Source organism: Ralstonia sp. TCR112 (assembly GCF_007997035.1).
GTDB lineage: Bacteria > Pseudomonadota > Gammaproteobacteria > Burkholderiales > Burkholderiaceae > Ralstonia > Ralstonia edaphi.
This window is the reverse complement of sequence record NZ_VOSS01000033.1, coordinates 1-12,771: the sequence shown is the minus strand read 5'-3', so window position 1 is coordinate 12,771 and position 12,771 is coordinate 1. Positions and strand designations below refer to the sequence as shown.

The following is a 12,771-nucleotide window of genomic DNA, read 5'->3' as shown; positions in this document are numbered from 1 at the left end:
GAACTCTACGTTCGCTCGTTGCGTCATTGCTGCTCCAATAAGTCGATGTATGAACATTGCCCCGCAGGCATCGTCTGGCGATCTCTCAGGAACGGCTGTAGCAATGCAAGTATCTGGTCACGGGCCGCGTGAACCGAGCGCGCCATGACGTTCCGATCATTGAATTGCCTGGCGTTCTGCAAGAACTGGAATGACAGCCAATACGTCGCGACGATGGCCGCGCAGCGGCAAGCGGTTTCCCGTTGCATCAAGCGCTGTCCGTTCTGATGCTCGGATCGATCTGAGCAGAGCGCGGCATTCAGGGCCCGCATGCTCTGGTCGACCAGTTCCTTGAACCCCTGCTCGAGCGTCCGGCTTGATGCAATCAGCCTGTTCATGTCGCGGTAAAGAAAACGGTATTCCCACACGCAATCGAGCACGTTCAGAAGGCGCTCGGATAGGCGTTCGGACAGGCGTTCGCCGGACAGGGCGCCGCCCAAACGACCACGGAGTTGTGCCTGCATGTCGCGCTCGAAGCGATCGAAGAGGTGCTGCACGACGGCTTCCTTACCGCGGAAGTAGTAGTAAAAATGGCCGGGGCTCATGTCGAGCCCCGCACAGAGGCCGGTTGTTGTGACGTTCGCCACACCGATCTCGTTGAAGGCCTTCAACGCGTAAGCCACGATGCGGTCGCGCGTCTGGCTTGCCTGGTCGCCGGAAATCGGACCGCCATGTCTCGGCTTGGGTGTAATACGCCTCATGTGCGGTCATCCAAGCGGCGGCACGTCGGCCCGGACAGCGCTTGCCCCGCTCGCTATCCGCTCGCGGGCAAAATCGGCAAGCGTGCGGAGGGCGTCGACTGCGGAGCGCAGATAAAACGACTGAAGGTGGAACACATGCCAGCGCGCAGCATGCACCTCGATGCGGCACGGCACGCCGCAGGCCGCAGCGTGGTCGGCCAGCCGGGTGGCATCCGAGCCCAGCACTTCATCTTCGCCAACTTGGATCAGCATGGGCGGCAGCCCACGTAAGTCGACCTTGAGCGGCATGTGCTCGGCCGCTGCGGCGGGTGCCTGATACCAGCGCAGTCCTTGTTCGAGCCAACCGCGGCGGATCATCGGATCGTGGGTCCGCTGAGACACGAGCGTGTCGCCGCTCAGCGTGGCGTCGGTCACGGGTGAGATCAACAGCAGGCCAGCAGGAGCGGTATCGCCGCGCTCCCGGAGTGAAAGCGCCAATGCCAGGGCCAGCGCCCCGCCGGCCGAATCGCCTGCGACGACGATCTTCTCCGCGGCATAGCCCTGGCTGCGCAGCGCGTCGTAGCACGCCAGCGCATCGTGCAGCGCGGCAGGGTACCGATGCTCGGGCGCGAGCCGGTAGTCGGGAACGAACACCGGCATGCCCGATTCGACCGCCAGGCGCGTCGTGATGCTGCGGTGCGTGCCCGGGCCTCCGAGGCAGAAGGCGCCTCCATGCAGGTAGAGCATGGCGCCGTCGGTCTCGCCGCGCTTGGGCGCAACGACTTCCACCGGCACGTTGCCGGCCAAGTCCCGGTAGCGGATCACTCCGCTCACGCCCGGCATGAGCGGAGACAGCACGCGCACGACGCTGCGCTGAACGGCAACACCGAAAGGCGGCCCGATGAGCGAGCGAAAACCGATGCGCAGGAAGTTGCGCAGGAACCATGCGTTGGCCGCCTCCCACCACCCCTGCGGTTCGGCCACGACAACGCCGGCGGTTGGCCCCACCTGCCCTGGCAGCGCTCTGGTCAGGCGGTATGCCTGCAGGCTCGAAAACAGGGTCAGCCGGCGATAGGTCAACGTGAAGCCAGGCCAATTGGTGCTGTTGTGCCCGCTCGCATCCACGTACCAGCTCTTGCATCCGCTCCAGACGGATTTGGCCAGGCGCTGCTGAATGTGTGCGTTGAAACGCCGATAGCGGCGTGCATCCGTTTCGATGCTGGTCGTATGGGTGGCGGCCATCGCCTTGCAACAGCGGATGACGTGGGCGATCTGGCTCTCCAGCATGTAAACGATGGAGTTGTGCCCAAGATTCGTATTCGGGCCGTACAGCATGAAGAAGTTGGGGAAACCCGGCACGGTCAAGCCAAGGTAGGCCTCTGCACCACGCCGCCACGCATCGTTCAGGTCCAGACCCGCGCGGCCGGTGATGTGCATGGGCGAGAGAAATTCGGTGGCGGCAAAGCCTGTGCCGTAGATGATGGCGTCGACCTGATGGTGCGTGCCATCAACGGTTTCGATGCCGTTTGGGGTCACCCTGCCGATGCCTTCGGTCACAAGGTGAACGTTCGGCTTGCTCATGGCGGCGAGGTATTCGCTTGAAAGCAGAATGCGCTTGCAACCGATGGGGTAGTCGGGCTTGAGCTTGGCGCGCAGCGCGGCGTCGGGAACCTGCTTTGAGAGCAGCCGTTGGAACGGCACGCCCACCGCCAGCCGCATCAGCCCCTTGAAGCGCGTAAACGCCAGCGCGCGAGACTCATAGCGCGTGTAGATCATTGCGCGATGCAACTTCATCGCCCATGGCAGCGCGCGGAACACTGCCTTCTCCCACGGCCGATAAGCACGATCCGGGCGCGGCATGATGTAGGCCGGTGAGCGCTGGAACACCGTGAGGTGCTGCACCGCATCGGCGATGGCCGGCACGAACTGGATGGCCGAAGCGCCCGTTCCCACCACCGCCACGCGCTTGCCCGGCAGCGCGTAGTCGTGATCCCAGTGCGCGGAGTGGAAGGTGTGCCCCTTGAAGGTTTCCATGCCCGGCAGTCGCGGGAATGCGGGGCGGCTCAACTGGCCGGTGCCGCTGATGAGCAGCGTCGCGCTGAGCGTTGTCCCGTCCTGTAGCGTGACCCGCCAGACCGAACGCTGTTCGTCATACTGCGCACGCGCGACGTCTGCGCCAAACCTGATGTGCGGCTCGACGGCGTATTTGCGCGCGCAATGCCGCAGGTACGCATGGATTTCCGCTTGGGGAGCGAACGTGCGAGACCAGTTCGGGTTGGGCTCGAAAGAGAAGGAATACAAGTGTGAGGGCACGTCACACGCGGCCCCCGGATAACTGTTGTCGCGCCAGACGCCGCCAACGTCATGTGCCCGTTCCAGGATGACGAAGTCGTGCAGCCCGGCTCGCTTGAACGCCACGGCCATGCCAATGCCGGCAAAGCCCGATCCGATGATGATGGCTGCGTGCGGAGTGGCCGCGTCGGAAGCGCGGCTCGGGTTAGCTGAATACATGGCGGGCTTCCTCCAAGGCATCGACCTTCAATTGCGTGGACATGGAGCGAACTTCCTGGAGCACCGGCTGCACCCGGCTGCGGCCCCGCATCATGTCGACCGCCTTCTCGGCAATCATGATCGTCGGCGCATTGGTGTTTCCGCCGATGAGCGTGGGCATGACGGAGGCGTCGACGATGCGCAGGCCCTGCAGACCGCGCACGCGCAGTTGAGGGTCCACGACGGCGTGAGCGTCGTTACCCATCCGGCATGTGCCGACCGGGTGATAGACGGTGTCGGTGCGCTGCCGCAGGACCTCGCGAATCTCGTCGTCGGTGTTCACATTGGCGGTGAATACATCCTTCGTGATCCACTCCGCCAGCGCTGGCGCCTGCATCAGCCTGCGCGTGAGCTTGAAGCCCGCCACCATGTCTTCGAGATCCTGCGGGTCCTGAAAGAACGCGGGGTCGATCAGCGGTGCATCCTGGGCGTTGTTGCTCTGCAGGGTGACGGAGCCGCGGCTGCGGGGACGCAGCAGGCAGACATGGCAAGACAGCCCATGGCCCAGGTGAAACGACCGCGCATGGTCGTCCACCAGCGCGACGACAAAATGAAGCTGGATATCGGGCATCGCGAGCCCGGCGCGTGTCTTCAGAAAGCCGCCGCCTTCGGCGAAGTTCGACGTGAGCGCGCCTCGCCGTTCGCGACGGAATCGTCGGATCGCCTTCAGCATGCGCAGGCCGCCACCGATCGACACGCCCATCGTGTCGAGGCTGCGCGCCCGGTACCCGAAGATGAAGTCCGGATGGTCTTGCAGGTTCTGGCCCACTCCCGGCAGGTGCGCACGCGTCTGGATGCCGAGGCGATCCAGTTCATGGGAGGGGCCGATGCCGGAGAGCATCAACAACTGGGGCGTCTGAAACGCCCCGGCGGCCAGCACCACTTCGCGGCGTGCTCGCACCGTGTGAAGCTGGCCGCCTTGCAGCATTTCAACGGCCACGGCGCGGTTGCCCTCGAACAGGATGCGCTGGACGTGGGCATGCGTTTTCACGCTCAGGTTGTCGCGCCGCCCGATGTGCGGCAGCAGGTAGGCGCGTGCTGCGCTCCACCGCTCGCCGTGCTTTTGCGTCACCTGGTAAATGCCGACGCCTTCCTGGTCTGCCCCGTTGAAGTCATCCGTCAGCGGCAGCCCCGCTTGGCGGGCGGCTTCCAGGTAGCGCGCTTGAAAGGGGTTGTCCGAGCGCAGGTCGCTGACCCAGAGCGGGCCGTCGCGGCCATGCCATGCGTTGTCGAGCCGCTCGTTGTGCTCGCTGAGCCGGAAATACGGCAGCACGTCGTCATAGGACCAACCGACATTGCCGCGCGCAGCCCAGTCGTCGTAGTCATTGCGGTGCCCGCGTATGTAGACCATCGCGTTGATCGCCGATGAGCCTCCCAGTGCCCTGCCACGCGGTTGGTATCCCCTGCGCCCGCCCAGTCCGGGCTGGGGCACGGTCTCGAATGCCCAGTTGTTGAGCTTGGTGGGCAGCATCGCCACGGCGCCGGTCGGGACATTGATGACGGGTTCACTCCCGCTCCCGCCGGCCTCCAGAACGCACACCGTCACCTGCCGGTCTTCGGTGAGTCGCCCTGCCACGACGCTGCCGGCGGACCCGCCGCCCACAATGACGTAGTCGAAGATGTTGCCCATGTTGTTGTCTCCACACTGTTTTTTTGAGCCAGGCGCTGTAAGCCGACAGCTGCTTGGCGATCCGACGTGCAAGGCCGGCGCCCCGCGCTCGGGAAGATCTGCGGCTTCCTCGGAGCGGATGGCGCAACACTGCTGGGGCGACCTATCGGATGCGGTTGATGTTGCTTCCGTCATGGGAAAACACCAATGGCGCGCGGGGACAACTGTTTTAGTATTTGGGCCAAATAGCACGTCCCAAGGGTTTCTCCGTATGCGTTTCTGGGAGTTCACTCGGAGCCCGGCCAGCGCGCGCTTGCTGGTCGACTTTGGCCAGGAGCGCGGTCTTTCGCCGGCAAAGCTGCTGGCCGGCACGCAGCTGTCGCTGGCCCAACTGTCCGACCCGAATATGGAAGTGACAGCCACGCAGGAGCTTCGCGTGGTCAGCAATCTGCTGCGCCTGTTGAAGCATCCGCCGGGGCTGGGGTTGGAGCTTGGGCTGCGCTACCACTTTTCGGCGTATGGGGTGTGGGGTTACGGCCTGATCAGCAGCGCCACGGCCGGCGATGCCATGGCGTTGGCGTTGCGTTTCCTGCCGCTCACCTACGCATTTACCGTGATCACGTATCACGAAGAAGGCCATCTCGCCGTGCTGAGTTTTGGCGAGCCGGAACTGGCCGATGAGGTGAAGCGGTTCGTTGTCGAGCGGGACATGGTCGCCGCTGCCGTCTTGCTGCAGGAAATCGGGGGAGATGATTTCGCACTGTCCCGTTTCACGCTCAGGGCCAGCCCCCCGCCGGCGCGCGGGCCTTCTCCGGTACGCCGGAAGCTGTTCGCTGCGGAGCCGGAATACTCGGCGCACGTCAACAGTCTTGCGTTCGACCGATCATTCCTGAGCCGGCCGCTGCCACACGCCAACCCCCTCACGGCTTCGATGTGCGAGCAGATGTGCAGCCGTCTCATCGAAGCGCGGCGCTTGCGCGTGGGCACGACGGCGATGATCCGCCACTACTTGAGCGCTGCGCCCGGCACCACGCTCTCCACGCTAAGCAGCATGGCGCGCCTGATGAACACCAGCGAACGCACGCTCAAGCGTCGGCTGCATGATGAAGGCACCACCTTCAGGGCGTTGGTGGCCGAATCGCGCTGTGCGATGGCCAAGGCGCTGCTCATCGAGGGTGAACTGGCACTGGGAGAGATCGCGGAGCGCCTCGGCTTCGCCGACTTGTCCACCTTCTCGCAGGCTTTCAAGCGCTGGAACGGCGTGGCGCCCAGCACATTCCGCAGCCAGGGCGCGGCTATCGACAAAGAGCCGGATTGAATTTGGCCCGACACCGGAATTGGCGAGCGAGCCGGCAGCATCGGTCGTTGGTCAAGCTGCATCCGAAACGAGCAGCTTGAGCGTTCAATCTCCGTCCACGCGCGCTGCCGACACCTTGCTAAGCCATTGAGGAGCCCGGCGAGCCGTTGCTGCCGACACGCGCAGCGACGGCGGTGCTGCCAGTTTGCATGGCCAGGTAGCGACCGGGCCGATGGTTCAACGCAATGCTAAGGTTCAACGCCACCGCCCCCACCAGCGACGCCGCCAGCGCCATCGGGCTGACCACGACCAGCGAGGCCAGCACGATGCCGACATCCACCACCATCTGCAGCTTGCCGGCGCGAATGCCGTACTTGTCCTGCAGATACAGCGCGACGATGTTGACGCCACCCAGGCTGGCCTGGTGCCGGAACAGGACGATGAAGCCCACGCCCATCAACGTGCCGCCAATGACGCCCGCATACAGCGGATTGAGCGACCCCAGCTGTACGAAATGCGCGTGCACCTCGCTCAGCCACGACACCAGTGCCACTGCACAGAACGTCTTGAGCGTGAAGCGCCATCCCATGTGCCGCACCGCCAAGTAATAGAACGGCAGATTGATGGTGAAGAACACCACGCCAAAGGGCAGCGATGTGGCGTAGTGGATCAGAAAGGCCACGCCGGCCGTCCCGCCTGACAGCAGACCGCCCTGCTTGAACAGCGTGATGCCGAGCGACACGAACAGCGTGCCGGTAACGATGGCAAGCACATCCTCAAGCAGGCTATGCCGGGTGACACCGGGGACATTGTCGGGGGCATTCATGGGGGGCTCCTTACGGACACCGTGGGACACGGCGCCGACTATGCCGCCGGTACGGCCATCGGTTCTTTGATCCAAGCCAACCGTGCGCGAATCAGATCCTCACCAGATACACGCGTTGTGCGCGCGCCGCAGCCGCCCGGTGTTGTCCTTCAGGCGCAGGCCCAGATGACGATGTGGCGCGAAGCTCTCAAAACCATGGGAGCCGCAGCCTCATGGGGACCCATCAGCCGCCCCCCCCAGAGAAGGCGCAACGCCACAACCACGCGCACAACCAGGAAACCGCCACTGAATCCCGTAGTCCGCGGCGGGCGGCGGCCCGTCTCGCGCGCTTTTCTACGAATTTTCCGAATAGGCGTGCTTGGCAGGCGCGGCAATCATGGGCGAGTGCCCGTAGTCTGCCCAGGAGAATCGTTATGCTCAGAGCCATCGACGGCGGTGGTGGCGTCCCGACGCCCCCCAAGCCCATCCAGCCACCGCCGCCGCCCAGCGCGCGCGATGTGTCTGATGCCGAGACGGCCCTGAAGAATGCGCTCCAGGGCAAGGCTCCCGACGATACGGCGGCGCTGAAGGCTGCCATCGAGAAAATCCAGCAGACGCAGCCCGCGGTCAGCCGAGAGGCGCTTGCGCGGGCTGCCATCCTGCTGCAGGCCGCGCACAACGGCCCGGCACGCACCACGGCGCAACCCAAGGTCGACGCGCTTGACCAGGCCGCCAGTCAGGTCGGCCTCACGCACGTGTTCGACAACACCACGCTGGACAGCGCCACGCAGTCGCTGTCCGACAAGCCGCTCGCCACCGACCAGGCGCCGCCCACGCAAGCCGTGACGCTGCAGGACGCGCGGGCGCCATTCAGGCGGGGCTCGACGGCGGCATGACCGAGGCCGAAGCCGTCAACGCAGCGCGTGCCCAGCTTGGCGGCAGCGAGCAGAACGAGACGCTGCTGGGCGAAGCCGCCCTGACCATCGCAGCCGAAAAAGCCGTGGCAGACGGCAAGGTCCCGGCCGATGCCGACCCCATTGCGAATGCCGCCAAGCAGGAGGTCTGGCTCGGCATTTTCTCCAAGCCCACCATCGACAACGTGGTGAAGACGCTGCACGTCGAGCTCAAGCCGGCCGCCAACCTGGACGACACCGTCAAGGCCACCCAGACCGCCTTCGAGACCTGGCAGAAGGACAAGGCTGCCAATGCCGACGCCGCCACGCTGGCGCGCGACAAGCAGGCGTACCACACCGCCCTTTCCGATGAACTGAACGCCGCGGCCGGCCAGCCCGACAGCCAGTGGCGTGCCGATCCGCTGCAGACCGAGCGGCGCCTGCTTGCCGAGCGTCTTGTCGCGCAACGCAACAGCGCCACAAGTGGCGCGCAAGGTACGCAAAGCGTGCCGTCGACGGCCGACGTGCTGAACGACCTGCACGCCGCGGAGATCGTCGACGCTGCCCAGGCCGCGCGCGCGTCGGGCGGCGCAGACGGCAACCTCAAGGCTGCACAGACGCTCACCCAGCAGCTGCGCGGCGTGGCCAGCACCGACCCGCTGTATGCAAGCGTCATGGGCGACGCACGCACGCAGGACCTCCAGTCGGGCGCGCTGCAGGACATCACCCACGCCAGCGGCAAGACCCCGCACGACACGCTGGTGGCCGAAGGCAACGCGCTATCGCGCTACAAGGACACGGTGCTGTACAAGGACCTGGTCCCCGCGGTGCTGAACGCCGGCATCACGCACGACAACATCACCAAGGTAGGCACGCCCGGCGACCTGCGCGACATCGCGGCGCTGCTGGAAGACGTGCAGCGCGCCTCGCCGGAACTGGCGCAGGCGCTCTACACGCAAAACCTGCAGGGCAAGATCGACAGCAAGATCAAGGCGGGCGACCCCGAGGTCTACGCCCCCAGCATGCAGACGCTGGACAAGCGCGACGACTACTACGGCCCCATCAGCCGCATCGTCAACGCGCTGGGCGGCCCGAAGAGCGACGGCGCAGCGCACGTCATGGGCAGTCTGCGGGCCTTCCTCTCCAACGCACAGGCCGATCAGGACCGCTACAAGGAAAACGGCTACACACCGCCCAACACACCGTTCGACACGCTGGGGCTGGCCAAGGCCAACAATGCGTCGATGGCGCCGTACCAAGCGATCATCATGAAGACCCGAACGGTGCGCTGTCGAAAACGCTGCAGAAGCACACCGGCCTGAAGCCGTCGCCGCCCCCGGTGCAGACCGGGCCGGACGATGCGGGCCACCTGTCCAAGGCCCAGGCAGCGCTGAACAAGGCACTGGGCGGCGGCACGGCCGACGCGCCCGGCCTGCAGAAGGCGCTCGATGCCGCGCGCAACGACAAGGACAACGCCGACATCAGCAACCGGACATGGGCCCAGGCAGCGGTGCTGGCACGTGCCCAGGCCGTGACCGTGGCGCGGCAGCAGGACAACACCGGCGACAAGTCAGGCGACAAGGCCGCGCAGCCCCCCAGCGACCCCATCGACCAGGCCACCAAGGATGTCGACGGCGCCCAGTTGTTTACCGAACAGGACCTGCAGGACGGCGTGAACGCCCTGCGCAAGGGCAACCTGGCGGCAACGCCCGATGCCAAGACGCCCGACACGCAGCGCGACGGCGCCCAGCCCGACACCACCGCCCATCTGGGCCAGCTCGTGGCCAGCGGCATGACACTGCCCGAGGCGATTGCCGCCACACGAGCCTGGCTCGGCGGCAACGAACAGAACGAGGCGATGCTGACGCAATCCGCATTGACGGTGGCTGCGCAGCAGCATCTGGAGGACTACTACCAGGACCCGACCAAGGACCCCGTCGAGGCCGGAGCCAAGGACCTCGCCAAGCTGAACGTGCTGGACCCGGACGTGCTGCGCGTGACGGCCGGCATCATGAAGCAGGACATCAAGCCCGACCAGAAGGCGCTCGACGGCGCGGTAAAGCAGGCCCGCACCGATTACGCGGCGTGGCAGGACGCTAAGGCCAAGTCTGACAAGGCGCCCGACAACGCCGACCTCAAAGCCGCCGCCGCACGCGCCCTGCAGTCGTATCACAACGACCTGGACCAGGCGCTGAACGTAGCCGCCGGCCGCAAGCCCGAGGATGGCGATTGGCAGCTCAACCCCGACAACGTCGACACCCTCTGGAAAGCGCAGAACGCCGTCACCATGGCCGGCATCGCGCCCGAGATGGAGGCAGCGCGCGGCACCGGCAAGGACTCGCCCGAATTCAAGCAACTGCTGACGAGCTTCCAGCAATGGCAGACGGGGCTTGGCGCACAACAGGTGCTACACATCACCGCGCATGCCCTGCAAACCAACGGCGGCCCAGGCAAGGGCGACGCGGCGGCAGCCAAACGGCTAACAGGCTTGCTCGCCGGCATGCAGTCCGGTGACCCGCTGTTCGACCAGGTCATGGGAGACGCGAGCATCTCGGGATTGCAGCAGCGCGCGCTGCAATCCATCCTCGACCATGCGCCCATGATGTGCACCGCCGCCAACGACGGCAAGGATTCGCCCCAGGGCCGGCTCACCGCCATGGGCACGTCGCTGGATGTCTACAAGGGCACGATCTTCTACGCGCAACTGCTGGACGACACGATCCAGGCCCCGCAAACCCAGTCGCTGTTTCAGCAGAGCGGCGCGCAGGTCTTCGGCAAGGACAAGTCAGACCAGGCCAACGCCGCAGCCGACCAGATGAACGGCGTCGCGCCGGACCTGGCCGCTGCGCTGTACCACAGCCAGTTCCAGGGCAAGCTGGACGTGACCGACCTGAAAGCCATGTCGCGCATCTACGCGGCCGCGGGCGGTGCACGCAACCAGGACATGACCGACCTGCGCAAGCAGATCGAAGGCCTGATGCTCAAGCCCATCGACAAGGGCGGGCTGGGCACCGAATCGGTCGATTCGCGGCTGAACACGACGTACTTCGTCGGCGGCGGTGGCATGGCCGTGGTCACCGGGCAGGATTTCGGGCTGGAGGATGTGAAGGACGACAACGTCCCGATGCAGCTCACGCAGGACATCCTCGGCGACAACATCGGCGACGAGGTCAGCAAGGAGATCCGGCGCGAGACCGGCTACAAGGATTCCCCCAAGCCGCCGGCGCCGGTCGGCACCGCTCCCAATGCGCCCAACGCGAGTCCACGGCTGCAGAACGACCTGAAGTGGACGCCCGACACCGCAGGCGTGAGCTCAGGCAGCACCGCCGGTGTCACGGCCAGCGGCAACACCGTCGGGCTGCCCTGGCAGGACGGCATGCACACCGTCACCAGCCAGGCCCAGGTGTACAACGCCGTAGGCCAGGCATACGGGTTGGACCCGACGTACACGGCGCGCTCTCTGGACGAACAGCAGGCCATGGCCGACGGCCAGTTCGCTGAGTACAGCGGCAACGAAGTCGTCTACGACCACAAGGGCCACAAGACCACGCTGGCCCAGGTGGCCAGCCAGCTCATGCACGGCGAAGGCGTGAACACGCCCAGCGGCGCCACGCCCGTGGCACTCACCTCGCTGTCGATGCAGTGGTGGGACAACCGCGAGGCCAAGGGCGACGCCAAGCGCCTGGCCATCATGGAGGGCATCGGCACCGACGGGCGCTACATCGACGTGGGCCCCGCCGATACTACCGTGCGCAACGGCTATGGCGACTGGGAATCGCACAGCGGGCTGGACCGCGGCCTGCTCATCGCCCAGCCGCACTGGGTGGTCGATGCCAACGGCAACCTGATGACCGACGACGGTTACTGGAAGAGCTACAAGCCCGACGACCACTGGTACAACTGGGAGCACCTGAAGACCGACCTGGAGATCGGCCTGACGGTGGCGGCCGGCATCATCACCACCGTCGTGCAGCCCGAGACCGCTGCGCTGTGGGCCATAGTGCTGTCGAACCTGGCCGATGCGTATTTTGCGGTGACGGCCGTGGCAGGCGCGGCGCACTCGATCAATGCGCTCTCCACCGCCAAGGGTCGTGAAGACCCGTGGAACTGGGTGGGCCTTGGGGCCAACGTGCTGGGCGGCGCGGCCGGCGTCGGTGGGCTCGTCAACCGCACGGCCGTGGCCGCAGCGCGCGTGGGCGCCTACAACGCTGATCTCATGGAGGCGATCAACGCGGTGCGCATCACGCGCGGCGCCAGCGCGGAAGACGCCGCGCGCATCAGCCTGCTCAATGACAACCGCTGGGCGCTGCGCCCGTTCCAGAACAACCTCACCAATGCCGTGCTCAGCCATGCGCTGTATGGATCCCCTGCGGCAACCGCCAACGCGGCGCAACGGCTGAATGCCGTGTTTGGCGTCACGCGCAACCCGGGTGTCGTCGCCGATCTCACGCTGGGCACGACGCGCCTGCAGCGGCTGAACGATGCCATCCCGCTGCTCAACCGGGCGGACGTGCTCGCCCGGCTGCCCGCGCGCCTGCGCCGGCTGGTGGGGCTGCAGTTCCTGGGCGGCGGCGCCCTCGCCTATCGGTTGATGGGCACCGGCGCGCTCAACACCAACCTCGCGGCCATGCTGCACCAGGGGCAATCGCTGGCGACATCGAACGGGCAGGCCACGGGCGAAGACTGGGTGCAGTTCTTCACCTCGGCCGGGCTCATGGGCGCCGGCATGGGCGTGGCGCGCCAGCATGGCGCGTCGCAACGGCGCGCCTACGAGGCGGCGGTGGCCGACCTGGCCGCATCGGGCGTGCGCACGCCGGGCGTGGCGCCCGCCCCGGGCAGCACGCCGGCGCAACGCGTGCTGCCCGAGCTGGGGCCGCGTGGCGCCGAATCGGCACTCG

General features: G+C 66.1%; 8 protein-coding genes. 4 read left to right on the top strand and 4 right to left on the bottom strand.

Features of this window, described 5'->3' with window-relative positions; all coding sequences use genetic code 11:
• Positions 1 to 23: 23 nt before the first annotated feature.
• Genes FUT88_RS11560 through FUT88_RS11550 form a run of 3 tightly spaced genes read right to left on the bottom strand, consistent with a single transcriptional unit; the run spans position 24 to position 4,899 of the window.
• Positions 24 to 740: a TetR/AcrR family transcriptional regulator gene (locus FUT88_RS11560; protein WP_147215210.1), complete on the bottom strand. Its 717-nt coding sequence runs from the start codon at positions 738 to 740 to the stop codon at positions 24 to 26.
• Between the two features lie 6 nt (positions 741 to 746).
• Positions 747 to 3,230 carry a flavin-containing monooxygenase gene (locus tag FUT88_RS11555; protein WP_147215208.1) on the bottom strand — a complete coding sequence of 828 codons (2,484 nt, stop codon included), beginning with the start codon at positions 3,228 to 3,230 and terminating at the stop codon, positions 747 to 749.
• The gene (locus FUT88_RS11550) at positions 3,217 to 4,899 is read right to left on the bottom strand and encodes a GMC family oxidoreductase (protein ID WP_147215206.1); all 1,683 of its coding nucleotides are present in this window, start codon (positions 4,897 to 4,899) and stop codon (positions 3,217 to 3,219) included. Before FUT88_RS11550 ends, FUT88_RS11555 begins: the two co-directional genes overlap by 14 nt.
• Before the next feature lie 250 nt (positions 4,900 to 5,149).
• Here FUT88_RS11550 and FUT88_RS11545 point away from each other — a divergent pair, with 250 nt between their 5' ends.
• Positions 5,150 to 6,196, top strand: coding sequence for an AraC family transcriptional regulator (locus FUT88_RS11545; RefSeq protein WP_147215204.1), 1,047 nt, complete (start codon positions 5,150 to 5,152; stop codon positions 6,194 to 6,196).
• Positions 6,197 to 6,314: 118 nt separating this feature from the next.
• Here the strand turns inward: FUT88_RS11545 and FUT88_RS11540 are convergent, their stop codons facing one another.
• Positions 6,315 to 7,001 carry a YitT family protein gene (locus FUT88_RS11540; protein ID WP_261797114.1) on the bottom strand — a complete coding sequence of 229 codons (687 nt, stop codon included), beginning with the start codon at positions 6,999 to 7,001 and terminating at the stop codon, positions 6,315 to 6,317.
• Positions 7,002 to 7,414: 413 nt separating this feature from the next.
• On the opposite strand from FUT88_RS11540, the gene FUT88_RS11535 reads away from it, so the two are divergent.
• From FUT88_RS11535 to FUT88_RS11525, 3 genes are all read left to right on the top strand, one after another.
• Positions 7,415 to 7,876 carry a hypothetical protein gene (locus tag FUT88_RS11535; protein WP_147215202.1) on the top strand — a complete coding sequence of 154 codons (462 nt, stop codon included), beginning with the start codon at positions 7,415 to 7,417 and terminating at the stop codon, positions 7,874 to 7,876.
• On the top strand, positions 7,873 to 9,195 hold the full coding sequence (locus tag FUT88_RS11530) for a hypothetical protein (RefSeq protein WP_147215200.1): 1,323 nt from the start codon (positions 7,873 to 7,875) through the stop codon (positions 9,193 to 9,195). The genes FUT88_RS11535 and FUT88_RS11530 overlap by 4 nt, the downstream gene beginning before the upstream one ends.
• Positions 9,196 to 9,212: 17 nt before the next feature.
• Positions 9,213 to 12,771, top strand: a 3,559-nt coding sequence (locus FUT88_RS11525; protein WP_222614259.1) for a hypothetical protein, incomplete at its 3' end; no start/stop codon positions are given.